Annotated in this window: 26 protein-coding genes; 20 read left to right on the plus strand and 6 right to left on the minus strand. The window is 69.2% G+C overall.

All coding sequences use genetic code 11. The annotated features are described in order from the left end of the window. Window positions 1–85: 85 nt before the first annotated feature. From EX20_RS10380 to EX20_RS10390, 3 genes are all read left to right on the plus strand, one after another. A complete protein-coding gene (locus tag EX20_RS10380) occupies window positions 86–868 on the plus strand; it encodes a Crp/Fnr family transcriptional regulator (RefSeq protein ID WP_011882072.1) in 783 nt (260 codons plus the stop codon). Window positions 869–879: 11 nt separating this feature from the next. Continuing rightward, window positions 880–2286 (plus strand): undecaprenyl-phosphate glucose phosphotransferase, encoded by a 1407-nt coding sequence (locus EX20_RS10385; protein ID WP_034193551.1) that lies wholly within the window; start codon window positions 880–882, stop codon window positions 2284–2286. A 154-nt stretch (window positions 2287–2440) separates the two neighbouring features. Further along, complete coding sequence (locus EX20_RS10390; RefSeq protein ID WP_034193478.1) at window positions 2441–3613, plus strand: glycosyltransferase family 4 protein; 1173 nt, start codon at window positions 2441–2443, stop codon at window positions 3611–3613. Window positions 3614–3765: 152 nt separating this feature from the next. Here EX20_RS10390 and EX20_RS32495 read toward each other — a convergent pair whose 3' ends face one another. Further along, window positions 3766–3939, minus strand: a complete 174-nt coding sequence (locus tag EX20_RS32495) for a hypothetical protein (RefSeq protein WP_014724999.1) — start codon at window positions 3937–3939, stop codon at window positions 3766–3768. A gap of 34 nt (window positions 3940–3973) precedes the next feature. Between EX20_RS32495 and EX20_RS32830 the strand changes: the two genes are divergently transcribed. After that, the gene (locus EX20_RS32830) at window positions 3974–4216 is read left to right on the plus strand and encodes a hypothetical protein (protein WP_043292200.1); all 243 of its coding nucleotides are present in this window, start codon (window positions 3974–3976) and stop codon (window positions 4214–4216) included. Between the two features lie 58 nt (window positions 4217–4274). Further along, a complete protein-coding gene (locus EX20_RS10400) occupies window positions 4275–4667 on the plus strand; it encodes a TraR/DksA family transcriptional regulator (protein ID WP_011882075.1) in 393 nt (130 codons plus the stop codon). Window positions 4668–4733: 66 nt separating this feature from the next. On the opposite strand, the gene ald is transcribed toward EX20_RS10400, so the two are convergent. After that, window positions 4734–5849 (minus strand): alanine dehydrogenase, encoded by a 1116-nt coding sequence (gene ald / locus EX20_RS10405; protein ID WP_011882076.1) that lies wholly within the window; start codon window positions 5847–5849, stop codon window positions 4734–4736. 322 nt (window positions 5850–6171) lie between these two features. On the opposite strand from ald, the gene EX20_RS10410 reads away from it, so the two are divergent. The 5 genes from EX20_RS10410 to EX20_RS10430 all read left to right on the plus strand — a co-directional run bounded on the left by EX20_RS10410 (window position 6172) and on the right by EX20_RS10430 (window position 12990). Next, window positions 6172–6588, plus strand: coding sequence for a DUF3995 domain-containing protein (locus tag EX20_RS10410; protein WP_011882077.1), 417 nt, complete (start codon window positions 6172–6174; stop codon window positions 6586–6588). A 532-nt stretch (window positions 6589–7120) separates the two neighbouring features. Further along, a complete protein-coding gene (locus EX20_RS10415; RefSeq protein ID WP_034193480.1) occupies window positions 7121–7861 on the plus strand; it encodes a gluconate 2-dehydrogenase subunit 3 family protein in 741 nt (246 codons plus the stop codon). Next, a complete protein-coding gene (locus tag EX20_RS10420; RefSeq protein ID WP_034193481.1) occupies window positions 7861–9639 on the plus strand; it encodes a GMC family oxidoreductase in 1779 nt (592 codons plus the stop codon). The genes EX20_RS10415 and EX20_RS10420 overlap by 1 nt, the downstream gene beginning before the upstream one ends. After that, window positions 9636–11060 (plus strand): c-type cytochrome, encoded by a 1425-nt coding sequence (locus tag EX20_RS10425; protein ID WP_034193482.1) that lies wholly within the window; start codon window positions 9636–9638, stop codon window positions 11058–11060. Before EX20_RS10420 ends, EX20_RS10425 begins: the two co-directional genes overlap by 4 nt. Window positions 11061–11274: 214 nt before the next feature. Continuing rightward, on the plus strand, window positions 11275–12990 hold the full coding sequence (locus EX20_RS10430; protein WP_011882081.1) for a cation:proton antiporter domain-containing protein: 1716 nt from the start codon (window positions 11275–11277) through the stop codon (window positions 12988–12990). A 356-nt stretch (window positions 12991–13346) separates the two neighbouring features. Here EX20_RS10430 and EX20_RS10435 read toward each other — a convergent pair whose 3' ends face one another. Further along, window positions 13347–15251 carry a peptidoglycan D,D-transpeptidase FtsI family protein gene (locus EX20_RS10435; RefSeq protein ID WP_034193483.1) on the minus strand — a complete coding sequence of 635 codons (1905 nt, stop codon included), beginning with the start codon at window positions 15249–15251 and terminating at the stop codon, window positions 13347–13349. A gap of 376 nt (window positions 15252–15627) precedes the next feature. Further along, window positions 15628–15975: a DUF3564 family protein gene (locus tag EX20_RS10440; protein ID WP_034193484.1), complete on the minus strand. Its 348-nt coding sequence runs from the start codon at window positions 15973–15975 to the stop codon at window positions 15628–15630. A 562-nt stretch (window positions 15976–16537) separates the two neighbouring features. On the opposite strand from EX20_RS10440, the gene EX20_RS10445 reads away from it, so the two are divergent. Next, window positions 16538–17743: an SDR family oxidoreductase gene (locus EX20_RS10445; RefSeq protein ID WP_034193485.1), complete on the plus strand. Its 1206-nt coding sequence runs from the start codon at window positions 16538–16540 to the stop codon at window positions 17741–17743. An 82-nt stretch (window positions 17744–17825) separates the two neighbouring features. On the opposite strand, the gene hpaR is transcribed toward EX20_RS10445, so the two are convergent. Next, window positions 17826–18266 (minus strand): homoprotocatechuate degradation operon regulator HpaR, encoded by a 441-nt coding sequence (gene hpaR / locus EX20_RS10450; protein ID WP_011882085.1) that lies wholly within the window; start codon window positions 18264–18266, stop codon window positions 17826–17828. Window positions 18267–18418: 152 nt separating this feature from the next. Between hpaR and EX20_RS10455 the strand changes: the two genes are divergently transcribed. The 7 genes from EX20_RS10455 to hpaI are packed head-to-tail and all read left to right on the plus strand — an operon-like array spanning window position 18419 to window position 24322. After that, window positions 18419–19108, plus strand: coding sequence for a fumarylacetoacetate hydrolase family protein (locus EX20_RS10455; protein ID WP_034193486.1), 690 nt, complete (start codon window positions 18419–18421; stop codon window positions 19106–19108). Beyond that, the gene (locus EX20_RS10460; protein WP_034193487.1) at window positions 19105–19869 is read left to right on the plus strand and encodes a fumarylacetoacetate hydrolase family protein; all 765 of its coding nucleotides are present in this window, start codon (window positions 19105–19107) and stop codon (window positions 19867–19869) included. The genes EX20_RS10455 and EX20_RS10460 overlap by 4 nt, the downstream gene beginning before the upstream one ends. Before the next feature lie 22 nt (window positions 19870–19891). After that, window positions 19892–21355: a 5-carboxymethyl-2-hydroxymuconate semialdehyde dehydrogenase gene (gene hpaE, locus EX20_RS10465; RefSeq protein WP_034193488.1), complete on the plus strand. Its 1464-nt coding sequence runs from the start codon at window positions 19892–19894 to the stop codon at window positions 21353–21355. A 51-nt stretch (window positions 21356–21406) separates the two neighbouring features. Beyond that, window positions 21407–22255, plus strand: a complete 849-nt coding sequence (hpaD, locus tag EX20_RS10470) for a 3,4-dihydroxyphenylacetate 2,3-dioxygenase (protein ID WP_011882089.1) — start codon at window positions 21407–21409, stop codon at window positions 22253–22255. A gap of 29 nt (window positions 22256–22284) precedes the next feature. Then, window positions 22285–22677, plus strand: a complete 393-nt coding sequence (locus tag EX20_RS10475) for a 5-carboxymethyl-2-hydroxymuconate Delta-isomerase (protein WP_014724986.1) — start codon at window positions 22285–22287, stop codon at window positions 22675–22677. A 20-nt stretch (window positions 22678–22697) separates the two neighbouring features. Then, window positions 22698–23501: a 2-oxo-hept-4-ene-1,7-dioate hydratase gene (gene hpaH, locus EX20_RS10480; protein WP_034193489.1), complete on the plus strand. Its 804-nt coding sequence runs from the start codon at window positions 22698–22700 to the stop codon at window positions 23499–23501. A 14-nt stretch (window positions 23502–23515) separates the two neighbouring features. Continuing rightward, window positions 23516–24322, plus strand: coding sequence for a 4-hydroxy-2-oxoheptanedioate aldolase (gene hpaI, locus EX20_RS10485; protein ID WP_011882092.1), 807 nt, complete (start codon window positions 23516–23518; stop codon window positions 24320–24322). A gap of 91 nt (window positions 24323–24413) precedes the next feature. Here the strand turns inward: hpaI and EX20_RS10490 are convergent, their stop codons facing one another. Further along, window positions 24414–25211, minus strand: coding sequence for an AraC family transcriptional regulator (locus EX20_RS10490; protein ID WP_011882093.1), 798 nt, complete (start codon window positions 25209–25211; stop codon window positions 24414–24416). Window positions 25212–25307: 96 nt separating this feature from the next. On the opposite strand from EX20_RS10490, the gene EX20_RS10495 reads away from it, so the two are divergent. After that, window positions 25308–25559 carry a hypothetical protein gene (locus EX20_RS10495; protein ID WP_014724983.1) on the plus strand — a complete coding sequence of 84 codons (252 nt, stop codon included), beginning with the start codon at window positions 25308–25310 and terminating at the stop codon, window positions 25557–25559. Window positions 25560–25602: 43 nt separating this feature from the next. Next, window positions 25603–26565, plus strand: coding sequence for a quinone oxidoreductase family protein (locus EX20_RS10500; RefSeq protein ID WP_034193490.1), 963 nt, complete (start codon window positions 25603–25605; stop codon window positions 26563–26565). Window positions 26566–26599: the final 34 nt, after the last annotated feature.

Below are 26599 nucleotides of genomic sequence, written 5' to 3' on the forward strand. Positions count from 1 at the left end.
ACCTGCGTCGCCGTCGATGCGCATCGCGATAACGAGCTTCGCTGCCGCGGCTGCGCGCGGCGCGGACAATAAAAGGAATACAGCCATGCTTCATCTTCACTCGAGTTACTCCGCCAATGCCATTCTGGATGCGCTGCCGGAGGACACCCTTCATGCGATCGCACCGCACCTCGAACTGGTCAGGATCAAGGCCGGGATGCTCGATCGCGTCGGCGAACCGATGCGTCATCTGCACTTTCCGACGACGGCGATGATGTCGGTTCAGCACCTGATGGAGGACGGTGCGATGGTGGAGGTGGCGGTGGTCGGCCGCGAAGGCGCGGTCGGTCTCGCGACGCTCGTCGGCGGCGTGGCCGTGTCGAGCCGCGTCGAAGTGCGCGCCGCCGGCATGGCGTATCGCGTGCCGACCTGCGTGATGCGCGCGGAATTCGAACGGTCCGCGGCGACCTATCGCCTGATGCTGAACTACAGCCAGGCCACGATGGCGCAGATCTCGCGCAGCGCGCTGTGCAACCGGCATCACTCGGTCAGCGAGCAATTGAGCCGCTGGCTGCTGCTCGCGCACGACCGCATCGACGGCGACGAGCTGGCCGTCACGCAGCAGACGATCGCGAACATGCTCGGCGTGCGGCGCGAAGGCGTGACCGAAGCGGCCGGCGACCTGCAGGAAGCCGGGCTGATCCGGCAGCGCCGCGGCCGTATCACGGTGCTCGACCGCCATGGTCTCGAACATCACGCGTGCGAATGCTACGACCTGATTCGCGCCGACTATCGGCGCCTGCTCGGCACGCGCACGAATGCAACGCCCGCGCCGCTGCGCGCGCGCATGCCGGAACTGCAGAGCCGTTATCCGGCGCACGGTGCGTGACGATGCAGTCGATGTCCGGAGGAGCGAATGCGTTGCGGCGTGCCGCGATCGCGGCGGCCGACGTTGCGCTCGTGCTGGCCGGGGCGCTTGCCGCGCAGCAGGCGGCCGGCCTCGGATGGCGCGACCTGTCCGATGCGCAGCACGGCTCGATCGCGCTGTTGTGCGTGCTGACGGTCGCGTTGCTGCCGCGCTACGTGCGGACCGTGCGCAATGGGGTGGCCGTGCCGGACGGCCCGCACGTGCTCACGCGCACGGCGCTGGCGCTGGTGTGCGCGAGCGCGCTCACGGTGGCCGGCACGATGTGGCTGATGAATCGCAGCGCAACGGTGAACACCCGCTGGATCGTGCGCACGGTGCTCGCCGGCGACGCCGCCGTGCTGATCGGCCGCGCGATGCTGCTCGCGTTCGTGCTGACGCGCGACGACTCGCACGTGCACCGGCGCCGCGTCGCCGTCGTCGGTGCGACCGCATACGGGCGCGTGGCGGTCGAGCGGATGCAGCTGACGCCGGGCGGGCCGTTCGTCGCCGCATGCGTTTTCGACGACGAAGCGCCGGCCAATGCGGCAGGCATCGGCGGCGTGCCGGTGATCGGCGATTGGGATACCTTGCGCGACATGATCCGCGGCGCACGGATCGACGAGGTGTGGCTCACGCTGCCGATGTCGCATGAGTGGCGGATCCAGCGCATCGTGCGCGAGCTGCGCGACGAATTCGTGCAGTTGCGGCTGCTGCCCGACGTGCGGCAGATGGCCGTGGTCGAGCGCTCCGCGACCGACGTGCTCGGCATGCCGGCGATCAATCTGGCGACCACGCCGCGCGCCGCGCCCGAGCTGTGGGCCAAGTTTGCGTTCGACCGGCTGTTCGCGCTCGGCGTGCTGATTCCGTTGCTGCCGCTGCTGTCGGTGCTGGCGCTCGCCGTCAAGCTGTCGTCGCCCGGGCCGGTGTTGTTCAGGCAGCGCCGCAAGGGCGTCGACGGCCGCGAATTCGACATCCTCAAGTTCCGGACCATGCGCGTGCACCGCGTACAGCCGGGCGTCATCCGGCAGGCGTCGCGCCACGACGCGCGTATCACGCGCGTCGGCGCATTCCTGCGCCGCACGTCGCTCGACGAGCTCCCGCAATTCTTCAACGTGCTGTGCGGGCAGATGTCGGTCGTCGGGCCGCGTCCGCACGCGGTCGAGCACGACGACTTCTACCGGCAGCTGATCGACTGCTACATGTACCGCTATCGCGTGCGGCCCGGCATCACCGGATGGGCGCAGGTGAACGGCTATCGCGGCGAGACGCGCAAGGTCGAGGCGATGGAGGCGCGCGTGAAGTTCGATCTCTTCTACATGCAGAACTGGAGCTTCGCGTTCGACATGAAGATCATCGTGCTGACGATCGTGCGCGGCTTCATCGGCCGCAACGCATTCTGACGCCTCGAAAATCCGCCCGGAACCGCGGCGTTGTGAGAGCGAACGTACCGACCGGCGCGCGCGCGGCGCACACACTGGCCGTATAGCAGCATCCCGCCCGGCGGGATGTCCGGCGGCGCGCTGGTGCGCCGCCGCCATCGGAACAGTCACGATCATGTCAACGTCGATTCGGGAGCGCAACGGGGCCGTGCTGCAGGACGCCCGCACGGAGCGGGGCATTGGTGCAGCAGCGCATGCCGCGCGCGCGCGCGGCCTCGTCATCAACGGAAAATTCACGGCCCAGCGCATGACGGGCGTGCAGCGCACCGCGTACGAGCTGACCTGCGAGCTCGCGCGGATCGCCGACGATGCGCCGTCGCTGATCGTGCCGCCCGATCACGACCCGGCCGCGTTGCCGGCCGGCGCGCGCGCGCAGCCGTCGACGCACCTGCGCGGCACGCTGTGGGAACAGTGGGCGCTGCCGCGCACGACGCGCGGCCGGACCTTGCTGAGCCTGTGCAACATCGGCCCGCTGTTCAAGCGCGATCAGCTGGTCATGATTCACGACGCGGCGATTTTCGACCTGCCCGACGGCTATTCGCTCGCGTTCCGGCTGTGGTACCGCTTCGCGTTCTGGATGATCAAGCGACGCGCGCGCCACCTCGTGACGGTGTCGCATTTCTCGCGCGCGCGGCTGGCCGCAAGGTTGCGCATATCGCCGGCGCGCGTGTCGGTCGTGCCGAATGCGGTCGATCATATCGACCGGATCGACGCCGACCCCGGCGTGCTGTCGCGATTGAACCTCGAACCCGACCGCTATGTGCTGTTCGTCGGCTCGCTCGCGCCTGGCAAGAATCTCGTGCGCGCGCTTGCCGCGATCGCGCTGATGCGCGAGTCGCACCCGACGTTGCGCTTCGTGATCGCGGGCGGCGCCAACGCGAAGATATTCGGCGTGCGAGAGGCCGGCCTGCGCGAAGACGACCCTTGCGTCACATGGGCCGGCTACGTGACAGACGGGGAACTGAAGGCGCTGTATGCGAACGCCGGCGCGTTCGTGTTTCCGTCGCTGTATGAAGGCTTCGGTTTGCCGCCGCTCGAGGCGATGCGATGCGGTTGCCCGGTCATCGCGTCGCACGAGGGATCGCTGCCGGAGGTGTGCGGCGGCGCGGCGCTGCTCTGCGATGCGTATTCGCCGCCGGATATCGCGGCGGCGATCGCGTGCGTGATGGACGATGCCGAACTGCGGGATCGACTACGCGTACTGGGTCGCGAACACGCGCAGCGATACAGCTGGCAGCGCTCGGCGCGGGCTTTGCTCGAGATCCTGCGGGCGGATGCGGTGACGTGATGCAGCTGCGGTGCGGTGCGCTCGTGGGTGGATCACACGGTGCGCTGGGAATTCGCCGAGACCGATAGCCATCCGAATGATCGACGCGACGTGACGTGTTGCGTTGCGTCGCGAACCGCCGAGCGTCGGCGTAACGAGCCGACGCGTTCGCGTCAGCCGTCCTCGTTCGACCGCCCGCTCGCCGGCAGCACGGCGGGCGCGCCTGCGGGGCGCGCGTCGGGCGCGGCTTGCGGGCCCGATGGCTGCACCGCGTGCTGCACCGTCGGCACGACCACGGTCGGGACGAAGACCGCGAGTGCCACCCAGACCACGACGCCGAACAGCATGACGTTCTCCCGCAGAGCCGCGGATATACCGCACATGCTGTCAATCTATGTCGCAAGTTTCAGCAGGGAATTGATCGACCTCAACGGCGGGAGCGTCATACGAATGGCGCGCATCGGCCCGTCGCCTCCGGCCCCGGTTTCCGTGCAACGCGCGCGGTTGCAGATGCAGGTCAACACGTCCGCGTTCAATGGGTTTATGCTGCGTCGAACGTCCGGCGCTTCGAGCGCCCGGGCGCACCTCCGGGCGCGGCATACGGGGCAATCCGGCCCGCCGTGACCGGCGACCGCCGCGCGACGTGCAGCGTCGCGCGGAACCCGGAACAGGAGACACGGCGATGGCGCTCGACCCCCAACAACGGCAGACGTTGCAGCAGCGGCTGACGGAAAGCGAACAGGCGTTGCGCGCGGAAATTCGGACGAGCGAGGATCAGCGCGCGTCGACCTCCTATGCGGACCTCGCCGGCGCCGCGCCGGACGAAGGAGACGAGGCCAACGCCGATCTGTTCGTCGACGTGGATCACGCACTGATCGGGATGAAGCTGGCCGAGCTGCGTGCGATCGACCGCGCGCAGCAGCGCATGCGCGACGGCAGCTACGGCGAATGCGTCGATTGCGACGCCGCGGTCGGCTATGAACGTCTGCTCGCGCGGCCGACGGCCGAGCGTTGCACGCATTGCCAGTCCGTATACGAGCGCCGTTACGCCACGACACCGCGCGCATCGCTGTGACGTCGGCGGCCGATGGCGGCGAAGAGGGCGACCGCCGGCACCCGGTTGCGTCGCCCGATTCCGCGATCAACCCAGCATGTCTTCAGCAGGGACGTACGGCAGCCCGAGCGCGAACGCGACGGCCTCGTAGGTGATGTGTCCGTCGCATACGTTCAGGCCCGCGCGCAGATGCGGGTCGTCGGTCATCGCGCGTTTCCAGCCCTTGTCGGCGAGCGCGAGCGCATGGCCGAGCGTCGCGTTGTTCAACGCGAACGTCGACGTGCGCGCGACCGCTCCCGGCATGTTCGCGACGCAGTAATGCACGACGCCGTCGACCACGAAGGTCGGCTGCGCATGCGTCGTCGCATGTGACGTCTCGAAACAGCCGCCCTGATCGATCGCGACGTCGACGACGACGGCGCCCGTGCGCATCGTCGCGATCATGTCGCGCGTGACGAGCCGCGGCGCCGACGCGCCCGGCACGAGCACCGCGCCGATTACCACGTCGGCGTCGCGCACGGCTTCTTCGACGGTGTGCGTGTTCGAGCAGACGGTCGAGATCCGGTTCGCGAACACGAGATCGAGTTGGCGCAGCCGCGCGACGTTGGTGTCGAGGACGGTGACGCGGGCGCCCATGCCGACCGCCATCTGCAATGCGCCGGTGCCCACGACGCCCGCGCCGAGCACGACCACGTGCGCGGCCGGCACGCCCGGCACACCGGCCATCAGCACGCCGCGGCCGCCACGCGGGCTCTCCAGGCAGGCGGCCGCGACCTGCATCGACATGCGCCCCGCGACCTCGCTCATCGGCGCGAGCAGCGGCAGTCCGCCGCCGACGCCGGTCACGGTTTCGTACGCGATGCAGACCGCGCCCGACTTCACGAGCGCGGCCGCCTGTTCGGGATCGGGGGCGAGGTGCAGGTACGTGTACAGCATCTGCCCGCGGCGCAGCATCGCGCATTCCGCCGGTTGCGGCTCCTTCACCTTGATGATCAGGTCGGCGCGCGCGAAGACGTCGCGCGCGTCGTCGCAGAGCGCGGCGCCGGCGGCTGCGTAGTCGTCGTCGAGCAGGCCGATCGCCGTGCCCGCGCCGCGCTGCACGAGCACGCGATGGCCGTGGCGCACCAGCTCGCGTGCGCCGGCCGGAGTGAGGCCGACGCGATATTCATGGTTCTTGATTTCCTTCGGCACGCCGATCAGCATGAGTCGTCTCCATGATCTTTCGTCATCGCGGTCGTGCCGGGCGCGCGGCGGTTGCGCATGCACCGGCGCGATTGCGCGATTGCAATCAAAGGGTAGTGGTGGCCGGTGGGAAGTCAAGTGCCGGCCCCGCGCGCGCGGATGCGCACCGCATCGCAGCATGCGCGTGTCCGCGTGTCCGATTGCGACCGGACGCCACACTGCAGGCCGCGCGCGATTTCGGTATCGTCTCGGGGGCACGCGCAGGCGCGCGCGTGCGGGCAGGTCCATGCCCGACCGATACACGACCACACGACGACCAGATGAGACAGGGGACCCTACCGACATGACCGGCGCGTACTTCAGCGTGCCGACGCTTTGTGCGATCGCACTCGTTCACGTCTACTGGGCGCTCGGTGGACAGCGCGGCAAGCGCGCGGCCATTCCGGAGCAGGACGGTGTCCCGCTGTTGCGTCCGACCCGGCGCGGCACGCTCGCAGTCGCGGCGGCGCTGCTGTGCGGCGCCGGCGCGGTCGCGTCGCGCGCGGGCTGGTTGGGGCCGAAGGTTCTGCCCGGCGCGACCGCGTTCGCGATCGTTGCGTTCGCACTCATTTTCGCGGTTCGGGCGGTCGGCGATTTCCGATACGTCGGCTTCTTCAAGCGTGTCCGCGGGTCGCGCTTCGCGCGCATGGACACGCTGTGTTATTCGCCGCTTTGCGTGGCGCTGGCGCTGGCTTTCGCGTCGATGTACTGGGCGAGGTGAGCGGCGCGCGCGCCGGGTCGACCGGAGCCATCCGGCTGGCGCGCTCCTGCCTGCCGCCCGCCGTCTCGCGCTGCGGCGGCCGGCGATCGCGCCGCGCCATTTTTCAACTGTTGCGCTTCGCGATGCAATGGCATGCCTCGAACTCATTTTGCAATGGAACCGGTTCCATTTATAATGCGCAGCACGTCGCTTGCCCCTGACGAGGGCCGTGCGCGTCGCGCTTGCCGGTGGCGGGCGTGGCGTTCGAGGTAATTCGGGGGAAGGGCGATGAGGGCGGATGACGGCAATAGTCGTGCGTTTGCCCGACGATAGCCCGCGAAGAGGCCGACCATGCGCGGCGGCCCGCAGCCGGCACGCCGCGCGCGGGCATTGACGCACCGCGTGCGGCGTCCGGCCGATGCCGGACGCGCCGAGGTTCGCAGTGTTGCCAATCCAGGACGGCCGGCCGCACGCGGCATGGCTGCCGTGCCGGGCATGCCGCATGCGGAACGCGCCTTCCCGGATCTCGCCCCCAACGATCAACATCCCGACCATGTCCACGCCCACCGACAAATCCAACTCGCGGCGCCGCTTCCTGCGCACGTCGGTCGCCCTCGTGCCGATCGCCTCGGTCGCAGGCTGCGATCTGCGCTCGCCGCCATCTTCCGGCCGCCCGTCCGGCGCGGCCTCCGCGGCATCGGCGAGCGCCGAACGCGCGCCGTACAAGCCGACCTTCTTCGACGCGAAGGAGTGGGCGTTCGTCCAGGCCGCCGTCGACCGTCTGATTCCGGCCGATGCGGAAGGCCCCGGCGCGCTGGAGACCGGCGTGCCGGAGTTCATCGACCGGCAGATGGAAACGCCGTATGCGCACGGCGCGACCTGGTACATGCAGGGGCCGTTCCAGCAGGGCGTGCCCGAGCTCGGCTACCAGCTGAAGCTCGTGCCGCGCGACATCTACCGGCTCGGCATCGCGGCCGTCAACCGCTATTGCGAGAAGGCGCACGGCAAGGCCTTCGCCGATCTCGACGCGCCCACGCGCGATAGCGTGCTCGGCGCGCTCGAGAAGGGCGCGACGCCGATCGACGACGTGCCGTCCGCGGTGTTCTTCGGCCAGTTGCTGCAGAACACGCGCGAAGGGTATTTCTGCGATCCGGTGCACGGCGGCAATCGCGACATGGCCGCGTGGAAGATGATCGGTTTTCCGGGCGCGCGCGCCGACTTCATGGACTTCGTCAACCAGAACGGCAAGCCGTATCCGTACGGCCCAGTTTCGATCAACGGGGAGCGCACCTGATGGCCGCAGAACACAAGCCGCACGTCGATGCGGTGATCGTCGGCTTCGGCTGGACCGGCGCGATCCTCGCGAAGGAACTGACCGAAGCGGGGCTGAACGTGGTCGCGCTGGAGCGCGGCGAGTATCGCGACACCTATCCGGACGGCGCGTACCCGAACACGATCGACGAACTGACCTACAACGTGCGCAAGAAGCTGTTCCTCGACCTGTCGAAGACGACCGTGTCGATCCGGCACGGCGTGCAGGACACCGCGCTGCCGTACCGGCAGCTGGCGGCGTTCCTGCCGGGCGAGGGCGTCGGCGGCGCGGGGCTGCACTGGTCGGGCGTGCACTTCCGGATCACGCCCGAAGAACTGCGGCTGCGCAGCCACTACGAAGAACGCTACGGCAAGAAGTTCATCCCGGACGGGATGACGATCCAGGACACGGGCGTCAGCTACGACGAGCTCGAACCGTACTTCGATTTTGCGGAGAAGGTGTTCGGCACGTCGGGGCAGGCGTACCAGGTCGGCGGCAAGGTGGTCGGCGACGGCAACGTGTTCGAGGCGAACCGCAGCGATCACTTTCCGCTGCCCGCGCAGCTCAATACCTATTCGGCACAGCGCTTCTTCGATGCCGCGAAGTCGCTCGGGCTGCATCCGTACCGGTTGCCGTCGGCCAACACGTCGGGGCCGTACACGAACCCGTACGGCGTGCAGATGGGGCCGTGCAACTTCTGCGGCTACTGCAGCGGCTACGCGTGCTACATGTACTCGAAGGCGTCGCCGAACCTGAACATCCTGCCCGCGCTGCGGCAGACGCCGAACTTCGAGCTGCGCTCGAAGTGCCACGTGCTGCGCGTGGATCTCGACGACACGAAAAAACGCGCGACCGGCGTCACCTACGTCGATCCGGCCGGCCGCGAGATTCACCAGCCGGCGGATCTCGTGATCGTCGCGGCGTTCCAGTATCACAACGTGCATCTGCTGCTGCTGTCGGGCATCGGCAAGCCGTACGATCCGATCTCGGGCGAGGGCGTCGTCGGCCGCAATTTCGCGTATCAGAACCTGTCGACCATCAAGGCGTACTTCGACAAGGACACGTACACGAATCCGTTCGTCGGCGCGGGCGGCAACGGCGTCGCGGTGGACGATTTCAATGCGGACAACTTCGACCACGGGCCGCTCGGCTTCGTCGGCGGCTCGCCGCTGTGGGTGAACCAAGCGGGCGTGAAGCCGGTCAGCGGCATCGCGACGCCGCCCGGCACGCCGCAGTGGGGCTCGGCGTGGAAGAAGGCCGTGAAGGACAGCTACGCGCACACGATCTCGATGGACGCGCACGGCACCAACATGTCGTACCGCGACGTCTACCTGGACCTCGATCCGACCTATCGCGACTCGTATGGCCAGCCGCTGCTGCGCATGACCTTCGACTGGAAGGACAACGACATCAGGATGGCGCAGTACGTGACCGGGCAGATGAAGAAAATCGCGGAAGCCATGGGGCCGAAGGCGATCGGCGTGTCGACGCGCGAATTCGGCAAGCACTTCGATACGCGCGCGTACCAGACCACCCATCTGGTCGGCGGCGCGATCATGGGCACCGATCCGAAGACGAGCGTGCTGAACCGCTACCTGCAGTGCTGGGACGTGCACAACGTGTTCGTGATGGGCGCGTCGGCGCTGCCGCAAGGCATCGGCTACAACCCGACCGGGATCGTCGCCGCGCTGGCCTACTGGTCGGCGCGTGCGATCCGCGAGCAGTACCTGAAAAATCCCGCCCCGCTGGTGACCGCATGAACCGCACGATGAACTCTCGCAACGCGGCGCGCCGCGTGTTTCCGCTGCGGCGCGCCGCGTTGCTCGGCGCTGCATGGGCGGCGATCGGCGTCGCGGGTGCGCCGGCTGTCGCGCAACCTGCCTCTCAATCGGTCGCGCCAGCGCCCACCGCAACCCGCGCCGCGCAATCGGCGGACGCCGACCTCGTCAAGCGCGGCGCATACCTCGCGCGCGCCGGCGACTGCGTCGCGTGCCACACCGCGAGCGGCGGCAAGCCGTTCGCCGGCGGGCTGAAATTCGACACGCCGATCGGCGCGATCTATTCGACCAACATCACGCCCGACCGGAACACGGGCGTCGGCGGCTGGACGCTCGACGACTTCGCGCGGGCAGTGCGCGAGGGCGTGCGCAAGAACGGCGACACGATGTACCCGGCGATGCCGTATCCGTCGTACTCGCGCCTGTCCGACGACGACGTGAAGGCGCTGTACGCGTACTTCATGCACGGCGTCGCGCCGGTCGAGCAGCAGAACCGCGCGGTCGACATCGTGTGGCCGCTGTCGATGCGCTGGCCGCTGGGGTTCTGGCGCAAGATGTTCGCGCCGGCGCCGAAGCCGTTCGATGCGGCGCAGTACGGCGATCCGGTCGTCGCGCGCGGCGCGTATCTCGTGCAGGGCCTCGGCCATTGCGGCGCCTGCCATACGCCGCGCGCGGCGACGATGCAGGAGCGCGCGCTGACCGACGCCGGCGGTCTGGATTTCCTGGCCGGCGGCGCGGCGATCGACGGCTGGGTGCCGACGAGCCTGCGCGGCGAGCCGCGCACCGGGCTCGGCACGTGGAGCGAGACCGAGATCGTGCGGTTCCTGAAGACCGGCCGCACGCTCCGCACCGCGGCGTTCGGCGGGATGACGGACGTGGTCGGCCACAGCATGCAGCACCTGAGCGACGACGACCTGACCGCGATCGCGCGCTATCTGAAGACGTTGCCGCCGCGCGTGCAGGGCGAGCAGCCGCACGTGTACGACGCGGCGGCCGCCACCGCGCTGCGGGCCGGCGATGCGAGCAAGCCCGGTGCGGCCGTCTATCGCGACAACTGCATGGCATGCCACCGCAGCGACGGCCACGGCTACACGCGCGTATTCCCGGCGCTGGCCGGCAACCCGGTGGTGCAGGGCGATGATCCGACGTCGCTGATTCACGTGGTGCTCGAGGGCAGCGCGCTGCAAGGCACGCATACCGCGCCGTCGACGTTCACGATGCCGCCGTTCGGCTGGCGCCTGTCGGACCAGGAAGTCGCGGACGTGTCCAACTTCGTTCGCACCAGTTGGGGCAATTCCGGCACGCCGATCACGGCCGAGCAGGTCGCGAAGCTGCGCAAGCGCGTGCCGTCGACGCGACCGGAGCCGCCCCCCGGCGCACGCTTCCCGCAGGCGTCGCGCTGACGCGCGCGGCGGTTGCGCGCCGGTATTCGCCGCCGTGCGTCGGCGTGCGGCTGCGGCGACGGGCCGGCCGCCGCCGTGCGCAGCACCGTGCTGCCACGCCGCCATGGCGCGCCAGGCCGCGAATTTTTCGCGGCGGCGCGCCATTTCCTTGTCCCATCCCGTATCCTTTGGTTTTTGAGCCTTACTAAATAGTTACAAGACCTTGGGAGAGGGGATGCCACATGACGTCAGCCTGATTGCACTGCTCGCGGCCGGTTTCGGGCTCGCGATGGTCTTCGGTTATCTCGCGTCGCTGCTCAGGATGCCGCCGCTGGTCGGCTATCTGCTCGCCGGCATCGTCATCGGCCCCGGCACGCCGGGGTTCGTCGGCGATCTGTCGCTCGCGCAGCAGCTCGCCGAAGTCGGCGTGATGCTGCTGATGTTCGGCGTCGGTCTGCACTTTTCGCTGCGCGACCTGCTCGCTGTGCGCAAGATCGCGCTGCCCGGCGCGGTCGTGCAGATCACCGTCGCGACGCTGCTCGGCGGCGCGCTCGCGCTCGCGTGGGGCTGGAGCGTCGGCGCGGCGCTGGTGTTCGGCCTCGCGCTGTCGGTGGCGAGTACGGTCGTGCTGCTGCGTGCGCTGGAAGGGCGCGGGCTCGTCGAGACGGTCAACGGGCGCATCGCGGTCGGCTGGCTCGTCGTCGAGGATCTCGTGATGGTGCTGGTGCTCGTGCTGCTGCCGCCGGTCGCGGGCCTGCTCGGCGGCACGCCGCCCGGCGATGCGCAGGCGGCGGGCGGCGGCGTCTGGAGCACGCTCGGCGTCACGATGCTGAAGGTGGCGGCGTTCATCGCGCTGATGCTCGTGGTCGGCAAGCGCGTGTTCCCGCGCATCCTGTGGCTCGTCGCGCGCACCGGGTCGCGCGAGCTGTTCACGCTGTGCATGATCGCCGCGGCGGTCGGCATCGCGTTCGGCGCCGCGAAGCTGTTCGACGTCTCGTTCGCGCTCGGCGCGTTCTTCGCCGGCATGATGATGCGCGAATCGGAATTCAGCCGGCGCGCGGCCGACGAGACGCTGCCGCTGCGCGACGCGTTTTCGGTGCTGTTCTTCATTTCGGTCGGGATGCTGTTCGACCCGAAGGTGCTGATCGAACAGCCGCTGCACGTGATCGAGGTCGCGGCGATCGTGCTGATCGGCAAGACGCTGGCGGCCGTCGCGCTGGTGATCGCGTTCCGGTATCCGCTGAACACCGCGCTCACGGTCGGCGCGGGGCTCGCGCAGATCGGCGAGTTCTCGTTCATCCTCGCGGGTCTCGGCCGTGCGCTCGGCTTGCTGTCGGCCGAGGGGCAGAGCCTGATACTCGCGGTCGCGCTGATCTCGATCGCGATGAACACGCTGCTGTTCGCGATGATCGATCCGGCGCTCGCATGGATTCGCAAGCATTCCGCGTTCGCGCGCAGGCTCGAGGCGCGCGACGATCCGCTCGCCGCGCTGCCGATGTCGACGCCGCAGACGCACCTGACCGGGCAGGTCGTGATCGTCGGCTACGGCAAGGTCGGTACGCGCATCGCGCATGCGCTGGACGAGCGCGGGATCGCGTATGTGGTGGTCGAGCAGAACCGCGAGCTCGTCGAGAAACTGCGCGCGGACGGCGTCGCGGCCGTGTCGGGCGACGCGATCGAGCCGGTGGTGCTCGTGCAGGCGCACATCGCGCGCGCGGGGATGCTGGTCGTCACGCTGCCCGACGTGTTCGACGTGCGGCAGATCGTCGAGATTTCGCGCACGCTGAATCCGGCGCTCGAGGTCGTGTTGTGCACGAACAGCAGCGACGAGGCCGGCCTGCTGTCGAGCGAGGGCGTCGGCACGGTGTTCATGAGCGAGAGCGAACTCGCGCGCGCGATGACCGAACACGTGCTCGGCAGAATGGCCAGGCCTGCGGCGGTTGCGCATTGAGGGGCGTGGCGTGGGGCGGCGTGTGTCTTGCTGCTCGTGGCTCGCCGTTCGTAGCTCGCTGCTCGCTGCTCGTAGCTCGTAGCTCGTGGATCGCGGATCGCGGATCGCGGATCGCGGATCGTGGCGAACGGCGAACGGCGAGCGGCGAAGGGCGAAGGGCGAAGGGCGAAGGGCGAAGGGCGAAGGGCGAAGGGCGTGCGGCCGGGCGGCAGCACATGGCACAGGATCGTGCGGCGCGGGACGCGGGCCGTCTGCGGGCGCGGCGTCGGCAATGCGGCCAGCATCCGAAGCCCGAGCGCAACGCGTTCGACGCGGAGCGTCGCGCTGGCACGCTCTCGCCGCCGCGCCAGCCGGCTTCAGCCCGCCGCGGCGTCGGTCCGGGAGCTCACGCGCGGTCCGGCGTCCGCCGTCACCGGCGCCGTCGCTTTCCGCGCGGTTGACGTCTTCGGCGGCGCGGCCGAGTCGGCTGCCGCGGCCGTCTTTTGCCGCGCCGCTGCGCGGTTCGGCGCATTGGGTGCATCGGGCGCCGTCTCGAACGGCGCATCCGGCGGCACGCCGAGCAACTGCAGCGAGCCGCTCGTGATCGACGAGAACACCGGGCCGGCCACCGTGCCGCCGTAATAGCCCTTGCCGCGCGGCTCGTCGATCATCACCGCGACGATCAGGCGCGGGTTGCTCATCGGCGCCATCCCCGCGAACAACGCGCGATATTTCCCCTTCGCATAGCCCGTGCCCACCTGCTTGCGCGCGGTTCCGGTCTTGCCGCCGATCCGGTAGCCGTCGACGCGCGCGCGGCGCCCCGTGCCGCCCTCGCTGACGGCCAGCTCGAGCATCGAGCGGATGGCCGCCGCGGTTTGCGGCGACGTCACGCGATGGCCGCGATGCGCATCGGCCGTGTGCGGGTCGGTGCCGTTCTTCAGTAGCGACACCGGATGCAGCGTCCCGTCGCCCGCATACGCGGTGTACGTCTGCGCGATCTGCAGCAGCGACATCGACAGCCCGTAGCCGTAGGCCATCGTCGCCTGCTCGATCGGCCGCCAGCGCTTGTAGCCGCGCAGGCGGCCCGACGCGACGCCGGGGAACGTCAACTCGGGCGCACGGCCGATCCCGTACTCCTGGTACTTGTTCCAGATCGTCTCGGCGGGCAGATTCAGCGCGAGCTTTGCGAGCGCGACGTTGCTCGACTTCTGCAGCGCCTGCGCGACCGTCAGCGAGCCGTGGTTCGACGTGTCGTGGATCACGGCCGGGCCGATCCTGTAGGTGCCCGGCGACGTGTTGACGATCGTGTTCGGCGTGACCTTGCGTTCGTCGATCGACAGCGCGACGACCAGCGGCTTGATCGTCGAGCCCGGCTCGAACGTGTCGATCACCGCGCGGTTGCGCAATTGCTGACCGGTCAGCCGCGCACGGTCGTTCGGATCGAAGGTCGGGTAGTTCGCGAGCGCGAGGATCTCGCCGTTCTGCGCGTCCAGCACGACGACGCTGCCGGCCACCGCGTTGTTCTCGATCACCGCCGCCTTGAGCTGGCTGAAGGCGAGCTGCTGAATCCGCCGGTCGATCGTCAGCTCGATCGTCGCGCCGTGCTGCGCGGGCACCAGCGGGCGCGTGTCGGAGACGATGCGGCCGAGCCGGTCGCGGATCACCTCGCGCTGGCCCGACGTGCCCGACAGCCGCGCGTTGGCCGCGAGCTCGACGCCTTCCTGGCCCTTGTCCTCGACGTTCGTGAAGCCGACCACGTGCGCGGCCGATTCGCCTTCCGGATAGAAGCGCTTCGAATCGGCGATCTGCGTGATGCCGTCGAGCGCCAGCTTGTCGAGCCGGCTCGCGGTGTCGGCGTCGACCTGCCGCTTCAGCAGCACGAACGTACGATCGTTGCGCAGCCGGCGCTTCACCTCGGCGAGCGGCATGTCGAGCAGCTTCGCGATCTGCGGATAGTCGATTTCGGCGACCTGCTTCGGGTTCGCCCAGATTTCGTAGGTCGACAGGCTGACGGCGAGCATCGCGCCGTTGCGGTCGACGATGCGTCCGCGCATCGCATCGAGCTCGATCGTGCGCTGGTAGCGTTTCTGGCCTTCGCCGACGTAGAAGTCCTGATTCGCGACCTGCACCCAGAATGCGCGTCCGATCAGCGCGGCGAAGCCGGCGGACACCATGATCACGACGAACTTCGAGCGCCACATCGGCAAGCGCGACGCCAGCATCGGATGCTTGGTCGCGGCGGAATACGGGTCGGCGGGGTGGGTCTTCTTCTTTGCGCTCATGCAAGGGCCGGGTCGGGCCGCCGGGCGGCGGCAGGTCAGTCTGAATAATGTGATTGTAATAAATGAGTAAGCATTGCGTGGGGAAAGTGTGGGCCGCCGGCCGGCCGCTGCTGGCCGCGCAGCACAAGCAACGAGGACGACGGAAAAGAATGGACGCGCTCCGTGGCCGCGCGCGAGCCGCGACCCGCGAACCCGCGACACGTGCGCCGGCCGTTATTGCCGAGCTGGGCGGATTTACCCGTCCCCGATTAGTTTTCTCGCGCCAAAAGAAAAAGCGCCTCGTCGAGAGGCGCCTTATTGATGAATATCGAAATTAATATCGCGTATCGCGAAATGGGAATATCCCTAAAACCGCAGACGATTGCCGTCAAAAAAACTAACGCGCGACGGAAATAAATTCCTCGTATTCCGGCTCCGCGGTGGAACGATCGACCGCCTGCAGCCGCCAGGCTCCGTCGGGATGCTCGCCGGCGAGCACCGCAGGGCCTTGATCGCGCTGCATCGCGCTGAACGACAGGCCCTTCAGCTGACATACGGCGTTGCCGCTGTCCGCCGCGCACAGTGCCATCGCGCCTTCGACGTGGCGCACCTTGCCCCAGCTCGGAAGATCGATCCCCTCGTGTGCCTCGCGCGACCACAGCCCTTCCTCCGTGTCCACCCACAGCACTGCGTAAGCGTGGCGGGTTGCCGAGTCGCTGCCATTAATACGAATAGTGAGGCGCATTGGATCCTCTCCTGAAGAAAATCACACGTTCGACCGTTTTGGTTTGACCAGTCTAGATAGACTGTGGTGAAACGCAAGTGATAATCCTCAATAAATCGAATTGCGTGCATTCGTGTACGCCATGAAACGACGTCTGACGATCGGCCGAGATCCGAATCTCGCCGGCAAAGACCCGCCGTAGCGCGATCCGTGCGTCGCGGCGGCAAATCGAGTGGCTCCGGACATGCGACGACTCGGATCGACCGGCGTCGAAGTGTCGCGCCGGCGCCGTCACGACATACCCCGACATACGCATACAAATCCTCACACTTTCACGAAACTTTCAGGACAGACATCCGGACGATCGGGCCCCACACTGCCGGTTTCCGATCCTCTGTCGCGGACGCCCCTCCGTGGCGTCCCACGGCCTTCCACGCCGAGACGCGTTCGACGCATATCCCTGCGGCAGCGCAACGGGATCGGGAGCCCCGGGACCCATGCCAGTCCCGGCCGGCCGGGCGCGAGGCGCATCCCGTGAACCGGGGCCGCGCGGCGCCGCGCCGATTTTTCGAAGGAGACTATCGTGCTGATCTGGAAAACCGCGCTATCGCTCAACTGGCGCACGAGCCTCGTCTCGCCCGCCAGCGCACCGGTCGCGGCGGCCAACGTCGGACGGCTGGTGCTGACCGGCGCGACCGGCTTCATCGGCAGCAGCGTGCTGACGGCGCTCGTCAACGCCGGGTTGCTCGAACGCATCGTCTGCGTGGTGCGCGCGGACGACCGCGGCCACGCGCTCGCGCGGCTGCGCGAAGCCGCGCTGCGCGCGGGGCTCGCGCCGTACTGGGCGTCGCGTCTGAGCGACGCGAACGTCGCGCTCGGCGCACTCGGCGACGTGTGGCAGCGCGCCGACGCGCCGCGTCTGGCCGGCGCGACGCACGTGATCCACTGCGCGGGCCATGCGTCGCCGGCCGGCGGCGCGCATCTGCAGGCCGACCTCGCCGATTCGGTCGGCTTCGCCGCGCGCTTCGCGGATGCGCCGCAACTGCAGCGTTTCGTCTACGTCGGCACCGCCTACGCGCATGCGGGCCGCGGCGGCCTCGTGCATGAGGAGTCGCGCAGCGCGGGCGAAGCCGCGCAGGCCGCCCACGCGCTGCCCGGCGCGGTGCTCGCCGCCGACTACCTGCGCGCGAAGGCGGAAACCGAGCAGCGGCTGCGCGGGCTCGGGTTGCCGCTGGTGGTCGTGCGGCCGTCGCACGTCGTCGGCCATACGGTGCTGGGCACGCGGCCCGCGCCGAATTCGTTCTGGACCTTCCGCGTCGCGCATGCGGCGCGCCGCTTCACGGCGCGGCCGATGACGCGCATCGACATCGTGTCGGTCGACGACGTCGCGCGCGCGACGATGCTGCTCGCCGTGAAGCCGACGCTGATGCACGACGTGTACCACGTGTCGGCCGGTGACGAGGCGCCGCAGGTCGCGCAGATCGTGCGCGCAATGGACGAGGCGGCCGGCATGACGGCCGCGCCGCGCTACGCGGCCTGTGCGCCGGCCGAATTGCCGCTGGTGGTGCGCGACGTGCTGGGGCGGCGCGATGCGGCGCTGGAGCGCGTGATCGGCCGCGCGTTGCAGCGCTGCGCGGAGTTCGCGACGGTCGATCGCGTGTTCGACAACAGCCGCGTGCGCGACGAGATCGATTTCGAGCCGCTGCCGTTCGTCGATTACGTCGAGGAATGCATGCGCACGTCGCGCGGTGTCGCGGTAACCGAACTGGTGCGCGGCACGCCGCACTGATCGTTCGCGCCGTTCGCGCGCTTCGCTCGGGCCGCGCCAGCGGCCCGTCGCGGATCGGCCGCGGCGCGCCGCCCGGCGTGCGTCACGGCGCGTTGCCGAGTTCGATCAGCCGGTCGAGTGCGCGATAGATGTCGTCGAGGCCGTCCGCGCCGAACCGTGCTTCGAGCAGACGATACTGCTCGTCGATGCGCGGCCCGATTTCCGATACCAGCTTCCTGCTTTGCGGCGTCAGGCTCACCAGCAGCCGGCGCTGATCCTCCTGCGCGCGCGTGCGCGTGATCAGGCCGTCGCGCTCCATCCGCTCCAGCACGCCGGTCAGGCTCGGACTCAGGATGCAGCAGCGCCGCGCGATCTGTCCCGCCTCGAGCGCGTGCGCCGGTTCGCCGTCGAGCACGCGGACGATCCGCCATTGCTGTTCGGTCAGCGCGAATTCCTTGAGAATCGGGCGGAACATGCCCATCAGCGTCTCGCGTGCCTCGAGCAGCAGCATGGCCAGGTTGCGATGGTCTAGCGTACGGTTCATCGGCGTGGAGAGTGGGCGGGTACGCGGCAATCTTAACAGCGGCCGGAGATGAATTTCGCGTATCAGGGTAATCGAGGTTGTGGGCCGTCCATGCCGTACTTAAGATATTAATTATCGACGATGCGCCGCGACGCGCGGCAGGGGAACGACGCATGGAGCTGTCTTGCAGGACCGCCGGGGCGCCGCCGCTGCCGGTCGCGATCGGCACCGTGTACGGCGCGCTGCTGAACCAGCGCAGCGCGCTCGACGCGCTCGGCGACGCCGTTCATGCGCCGCCCTATGGCCGGCCGCCGCAGGCGCCGGTTCTATACATCAAGCCGGCCAATACGCACGCATGCGACGGCGCGGCGGTCGTCGTGCCGGCCGGCGTCGAGGCGCTGGAAATCGGCGCGTCGGTGGCCGTCGTGTTCTCGCGGCGCGCGACGCGCGTGCCGGCCGAGCATGCGTTCGATTACCTGCACGGCTTCACGCTCGCGAGCGACGTGTCGATTCCGCATCCCGACTATTACCGGCCCGCGGTGCGCTTCAAGTGCCGCGACGGCTTTTGCCCGCTGGGCCCGGCGATCGTGCCGGCGCACGCGCTCGCCGATGCCGACGCGATCGCGCTGAGCGTGAAGATCGACGGTGCCACGGCCGCCGCCGCCTCGACCGCCACGCTGATTCGCCCGGTGCGCGAACTGATCGCCGACGTGACGGCCTTCATGTCGTTCGACGCGGGCGACGTGCTGCTGCTCGGCGTCGCGGGCGGTGCGCCGCATGCGCGCGCGGGCAGCGCGATCGAGATCGCCGCGGCCGGCCTCGGCACGTTGCGGCATACGCTGATCGCGGAGCCTGCGCAATGAAGACCGCACGCGTGATCTACAACGGCGCCGTGCATGCGGCCGAGCCGGCCGACGACGGCGCGATCCGGCTCGATACCGGCCGCGTGCTCGCCGAAGCAGCCGTGACGTGGCTGCCGCCCGTCGTGCCGCGCACGACCTTCGCACTCGGGCTCAACTATGCGGATCACGCGAAGGAACTCGCGTTCGACGCACCGAGCGAGCCGCTGATCTTCCTGAAAGGACCGAACACGTTCATCGGCCATCGCGCGCATAGCGTGCGCCCGACGGACGCGACGCACATGCACTACGAGTGCGAGCTGGCCGTCGTGATCGGCCGGCCCGCGCGCCGCGTGAGCCGCGCGCAGGCCATCGACTGCGTCGCCGGCTACACGGTGGCGAACGACTACGCGATCCGCGACTACCTCGAAAACTATTACCGCCCGAACCTGCGCGTGAAGAACCGCGACACCTGCACGCCGCTCGGGCCGTGGCTCGTGAGCCGCGACGAGATCGGCGATGCCGGCGACCTCACGCTGCGCACGACGGTCAACGGCGTGGAGACGCAGCGCGGCAGCACGCGCGACATGATCTTCGACGTGCCGGCGCTGATCGAGCACATCAGCGGCTTCATGACGCTGTCGCCGGGCGACGTGATTCTCACCGGCACGCCGCAAGGGCTCGCGGACACGCAGCCCGGCGACGAAGTGGTGACCGAAATCGAACGGATCGGCCGGCTGGTGAACACGATCGTCGGCGAAGCGGACTACTATCGCGCCGGCTGAACCGGTCGCGCGAGGAGCACTGATGACCATCAAGCACTGGATCGACGGCCGCGAAGTCGCGAGCCGCGACACCTTCACGACGCTGAACCCGGCAACCGGCGACGTGATCGCCGACGTCGCGTCGGGCGGCGACGCCGAAGTCGATGCGGCGGTGCGCGCGGCGAAGGCGGCGTTTCCGAAGTGGGCGAACACGCCGGCCCGGGAGCGCGCGAAGCTGATGTGCAGGCTCGCTGAATTGATCGAGAAGCACGTGCCGATGCTCGCGGCGCTCGAGACGCAGGACACCGGCCTGCCGATCGCGCAGACGAGCAAGCAGCTGATTCCGCGCGCGGCCGAGAACTTCAACTTCTTCGCGCAGGTGTGCGTGCAGATGAACGGCCGCACGTATCCGGTCGACGATCAGATGCTCAACTTCACGCTGTACCAGCCGGTCGGCGTGTGCGCGCTGGTGTCGCCGTGGAACGTGCCGTTCATGACCGCGACGTGGAAGACGGCGCCATGTCTCGCGCTCGGCAACACCGCCGTGCTGAAGATGTCGGAGCTGTCGCCGCTGACCGCCGACCAGCTCGGGCGTCTCGCGCTCGAAGCCGGCATTCCGCCGGGCGTGCTGAACGTCGTGCACGGCTACGGCGCGACCGCCGGCGACGCATTGGTGCGCCATCCGGACGTGCGCGCGGTGTCGTTCACCGGCGGCACGGTCACCGGCAAGCGCATCATGGAGCGCGCGGGCCTGAAGAAGTATTCGATGGAGCTCGGCGGCAAGTCGCCGGTGCTGATCTTCGACGATGCCGATTTCGACCGCGCGCTCGACGCGTCGCTGTTCACGATCTTCTCGATCAACGGCGAGCGCTGCACGGCCGGCTCGCGCATCTTCGTGCAGCGCACGATCTACGACCGCTTCGTGCAGGCGTTCGCGCAGCGCGCGAACCGGCTGGTGGTGGGCGACCCGGCCGATCCGGCGACGCAGCTCGGCGCGATGATCACGCGCCAGCACTGGGAGAAGGTGACCGGCTATATCCGCCTCGGCGAGCAGGAGGGCGCGCGCGTCGTCGCGGGCGGCGCGCAAGCGCCGGCGGGCCTCGCCGCCCATCTGCGCAACGGCAACTTCGTGCGGCCGACCGTGTTCGCCGACGTCGACAACCGGATGCGCATCGCGCAGGAGGAGATCTTCGGGCCGGTCGCGTGCCTGATTCCGTTCGACGACGAGGACGACGGGTTGCGGCTCGCCAACGAGACCAGCTACGGCCTGGCGTCCTACCTCTGGACCCAGGACGTCGGCAAGGTGCATCGGCTCGCGCGCGGGATCGAGGCCGGGATGGTGTTCGTCAACAGTCAGAACGTGCGCGACCTGCGCCAGCCGTTCGGCGGCGTGAAGGAGTCGGGCACCGGCCGCGAGGGCGGCGAGTACAGCTTCGAGGTGTTCGCCGAGATCAAGAACGTCTGCATCTCGATGGGCTCGCATCACATTCCGCGCTGGGGCGTGTGACCGGCCGCCGCGCGCGCTTCGGTTCGCCGCGCCAGAACAGGAGACTTCACGATGGGCAAACTGTCCCTCGCCGCGAAGGTCACGCACGTGCCGTCGATGTACCTGTCCGAGTTGCCGGGCCGGCATCACGGCTGTCGCGACGCGGCGATTCGCGGCCACCGGCTGATCGGCGAGCGCTGCCGCGCGCTCGGCGTCGACACGATCGTCGTGGCGGACGTGCACTGGCTCGTCAACGCCGGCTATCACGTGAACTGCAACGCGCGATTCGCCGGCACGTACACCAGCAACGAGTTGCCGCATTTCATCCGCGACATGCAGTACGCGTATCCGGGCAACCCGGCACTCGGCCGCCTGATCGCGCAGACGGCCAGCGCGCGCGGCATCGCGACGCGCGCGCACGAGATCGACAGCCTCGAGCTCGAATACGGAACGCTCGTGCCGATGCGCTACATGAACGCCGACCAGCACTTCAAGGTCGTGTCGATCGCCGGCTGGTGCATGTGGCACACGCTCGACGAGAGCCGGCGCTTCGGCGAGGCGCTGCTCGAAGCGATCGGCAACAGCGATTCGAACGTCGCGTTCCTCGCGAGCGGTTCGCTGTCGCATCGCTTCAACGACAACGGCAGCCCCGAGGAATCGATCCACACGATCAGCCGCGAATTCTTCCGGCAGGTCGATCTGCGCGTGATCGAGCTGTGGAAGCAGGGCGACTTCAGCACGTTCTGCGCGATGCTGCCCGAATACAACGTCCATTGTCACGGCGAAGGCGGCATGCACGACACGGCGATGCTGCTCGGCCTGCTCGGCTGGGACCGCTACGACCGGCCGGTCGAGATCGTCACCGACTACTTCGCGAGCTCGGGCACCGGGCAGATCAACGCGATCTTCCCGCTCGACTGAGCGCCGCATTTTCCATCAGGAGCATTGCCATGCCACACATCGTCGTCGAATACACCGCGAACATCCGCGACGACGCGCACGTTCCCGCGCTGCTGCGCACCATCAACGCGACGCTGATCGCGCAGGGCGGCGTGTTTCCGACGGGCGGCATCCGCTCGCGCGCGATCGAGCTGCACGACTACTGCGTCGCCGACGGCACGCACGACGACGCGTTCGTGCACGTGACGCTGAAGATCGCCGCGGGACGCAGCGACGCCACCAAAAAGGCCGCGTGCGATGCGCTGTTCGCAGCGATCACCGCGCACTTCGCGCCGTTGTACGCGACGCGCTACCTTGCGCTGTCTATGGAGCTGATCGAGTTCAGCGAAACCGGCTCGTACAAGCAAAACAACATCCACGCCCGCTATCAGCGGGCCGGTTGAACCCCGCTCCCGAACCGACCATGCTCGAACCCGCCCTCATCGACCAGCTCGCGCGGCGTTTGCACGACGCCGAGCGCGAGCGCAAGCAGATTCGCCAGATTTCGCTCGACCATCCGGACATCACGATCGACGACGCGTACGCGATCCAGTGCGCGTGGGTGGCGCTCAAGCTCGCCGAAGGCCGCACGCTGAAGGGCCACAAGATCGGCCTCACGTCGAAGGCGATGCAGAGCGCTTCGCAGATCGACGAGCCCGATTACGGCGCGCTGCTCGACGACATGTTCTTCGACGACGGCGGCACGATCCCGACCGGCCGCTTCATCGTGCCGCGCGTCGAGGTCGAGCTCGCGTTCGTGCTCGGCAAGCGGCTCGGCGGCCCGCGCTGCACGATCTTCGACGTGTACGACGCGGTCGATTACGTGGTGCCGGCGCTCGAGATCATCGACGCGCGCAGCCAGTCGATCGATCCCGCGACGCAGCGGCCGCGCAAGGTGTTCGACACGATCGCCGACAACGCCGCGAACGCGGGCGTCGTGATCGGCGGCCGGCCGGTGCGGCCGCACGACCTCGACCTGCGCTGGGTCGCGGCGATCATGTCGCGCAACGGCGCGGTCGAGGAGACGGGCGTCGCGGCCGGCGTGCTGAATCATCCGGCCAACGGCGTCGCGTGGCTCGCGAACCGGCTGGCGCGTTTCGACGTCGCGCTGGAGCCCGGCCAGATCGTGCTCGGCGGATCGTTTACGCGGCCCTGCGCGGCGCGGCCGGGCGACACGTTCAGCGTCGATTACGGCCCGCTCGGCACGATCCAGTGCCACTTCGCGTGACGGGAGGGCAGGCGATGCAGATGCCGTCGAATGGCTTCAAGGCCGCGCTCGCCCGCGGCGATGCGCAGATCGGGCTGTGGCTCGGCCTCGCGAATCCGTACAGCGCGGAAGTGGTTGCGGGCGCCGGTTTCGACTGGCTGCTGATCGACGGCGAACATGCGCCGAACACGGTGCCGACGATCCTCGCGCAGTTGCAGGCGATCGCGCCGTATCCGTCGCATCCGGTCGTGCGCGTGCCGTCGAACGATCCGGTGATCGTCAAGCAGGTGCTCGATCTCGGCGCGCAGACGCTGCTCGTGCCGATGGTGCAGAGCGCCGACGAAGCGCGCGCGGCGGTGGCGGCGACGCGTTATCCGCCGCACGGGATGCGCGGCGTCGGCAGCGCGCTCGCCCGCGCGTCGCGCTGGAACCGGATCGGCGACTATCTGCAGCGGGCGAACGACGCGATGGCGGTGCTGGTGCAGGTCGAGACGCGCGCCGGGCTCGATGCGATCGACGCGATCGCGCGGGTGGACGGCGTCGACGGCGTATTCATCGGCCCGGCCGATCTGGCCGCCGATCTCGGGCATCTGGGCAATCCCGCGCATCCGGACGTGCAGGCGGCGATCGACGGCGCGCTCGCGGCGATCAAGCGTGCCGGCAAAGCGCCGGGCATTCTCAGCGCCGATGCGGCGGCTGCGCGGCGCTATCTGCGCGCGGGCGCGTCGTTCGTCGCGGTGGGCGTCGATACGACGCTGCTCGCGCGCAGCGCGGAACGGCTGGCCGCGCAGTTCAGGAACACGGGCGGCGACGCTTCGACGAACGGCGACGCAACGTATTGACGATGCGGGCGGTGGCGCGGTGGGGCGATGAAGCGTCGAGCCGCCGCGCGCCGGCATTCGGGAACCCGCGCCGGATCGCGACGCCCGCCCGCTATGCCGCCCCGCGCACTGCGCTGCCCGCGACCGGATATTTTCCCGGCGTGGTGCCGGTCGCGCGGCGGAACATGTCGATGAAGGCGCTCACGTTGTCGTACCCGAGATCGAGCGCGATCGTCGTCACCGGCGCGCCGTCGGCGATTTTCTCGAGCGCGCGCAGCAGCCGCGCCTGCTGACGCCATTGCGCGAACGTGAGCCCCGTTTCGGCCACGAAGCGGCGGCTCATCGTCCGCGCGCCGATGCCGGCCCATTCGGCCCACTCCTCGAGGCGCCTGTTGTCCGCGAGATTGGCGGCCAGCGCGTCGGTAATGCGCGCGAGCCGCGGCTCCTGCGGCCGGATCAGGCCGAGCGATTCCGCCGGCGCCGCGGCGATCTCGTCGAGGATCACGTCGGCGATGCGCGTCTGCGCCGCGTCGAGCGCCGCGCCGTCCCAGCTCGCCGCACGCTGCACGGCCTCGCGCAACAGCGGCGTGGTGCGGATCGCGCGCGGCGCGGCGGGCAGCGACGCGCATCGCGCGGGCGCGATGAACGCCGACCAGCCGGCGATCGGACCGAACGAGTGCAGCGAATGCCGGAAGTGCGGCGGAATCCACACCGCATGGATCGCGGGGACGACCCATTGCTGATCGTCGAGGCCGATCGACACCAGCCCGCTCAGCGTGCCGACGAGCTGGCCGCGCGCGTGCGCATGCGATGGCGTCACGCGCGGGTCGCGCTGCGTGAGCAGCGCGGCGGCGACGAACGGGCCGTCGTCGGACGCGATCAGATGAGCAGGAAGCAAGGGATCGGGCATGGCCGGATTTCAGTATCGAATGGCTTTTATACCGGAGATTGGCCGGCGCTGCACGCGTACATTGGGCGCATCGACAACCCAAGGGAGTGCTGCACGATGCGAGCCGAACAGGTCCTTCCCGACCATGCCGACCAGATCGACGCGTGCGGAACGACGATCCGCAAGGGCACGGTCGCGGCGTTTCTGATCAATGCGCGCGTGCTGGCCGACCCGCATGCGGAGCCGGCCGAGCGCGCGCGTGCGGAAGCGGACACGATCGCCGCGTTGCCGGCGTTGCGCGCGCTCGGCCTGTTCGACGTGCTGGAGGTGCGCGACGCCGCGCTGCGCGCGTGGCTCGCCGCCCGATGACCGGCGCGCCACCTTGGCCGCCATCCCGATTCAAGGAGTGAACATGAAAGCTGCAGTCGTCACGGGCGCCGGCGAGCGTCCGGTGTATATGGAGTTCGACGCGCCGCGCGCGCTGCCCGGCCATCGGCTGGTGGACGTGGCGGCATCTGCGCTGAGCCGCCTCGCGCAGGGGCGGGCGGCGGGCACGCATTATTCGTCGAGCGGTCGCTATCCGTTCGTCGTCGGCGTCGATGGCGTCGGACGCACGGACGACGGCCGGCGCGTGTACTTCTTCGGCGCGCCCGCTCCGTTCGGCGCGATGGCCGAACGCACGATCGTGCCCGACGACCGCTGGGTGCCGCTGCCGGACGATCTCGACGACGTCTCGGCGGCGGCGCTCGCGATCCCCGGCATGTCGTCGTGGGCCGCGCTGACCGAACGCGCGCGGCTTGCCGCCGGCGAGACGGTGCTCGTGAACGGCGCGACCGGCACCTCGGGCCGGCTCGCCGTGCGGATCGCGAAGTATCTGGGCGCCGCGAAGGTGATCGCGACCGGGCGCGATTCGGCTGCGCTCGATGCGCTGCTGGACGCCGGCGCGGATGCGGTCGTGTCGTTGCGGCAGGACGACGCCGAGCTGGTGCGCGCGCTGGAGCCGCATTTTCGCGCCGGCGTGGACGTCGTGCTCGACTATCTGTGGGGCGGCAGCGCCCGCGCGGGGCTCGTCGCCGCGGCGAATGCGACGGACGAAGGGCGCCGGCTGCGTTTCGTGCAGATCGGCTCGATCGGCGGCGCCGACGTCTCGCTGCCGGGCGCCGTGCTGCGCGCGACGGCGATCGAGCTGATGGGCAGCGGCCTCGGCAGCGTGCCGATGCCGCGTCTGCTCGCGGCGATCCGCGGCGTGTTCGACGCGGCCGCGCCGGCGGCGCTGTCGATCGACACGCGCACCGTGCCGCTTGCCGCGGTCGGCGAGCATTGGGCCGATACGGACAGCCGGACGCGCACGGTGTTCGTGATGCGCGATCGATAAAGCGGGAGCACGGCGCGCATCGAACGCGTCCCGG

The sequence above is a fragment of the Burkholderia sp. WP42 genome (genome assembly GCF_000745665.1).
Taxonomy (GTDB): domain Bacteria; phylum Pseudomonadota; class Gammaproteobacteria; order Burkholderiales; family Burkholderiaceae; genus Burkholderia; species Burkholderia vietnamiensis.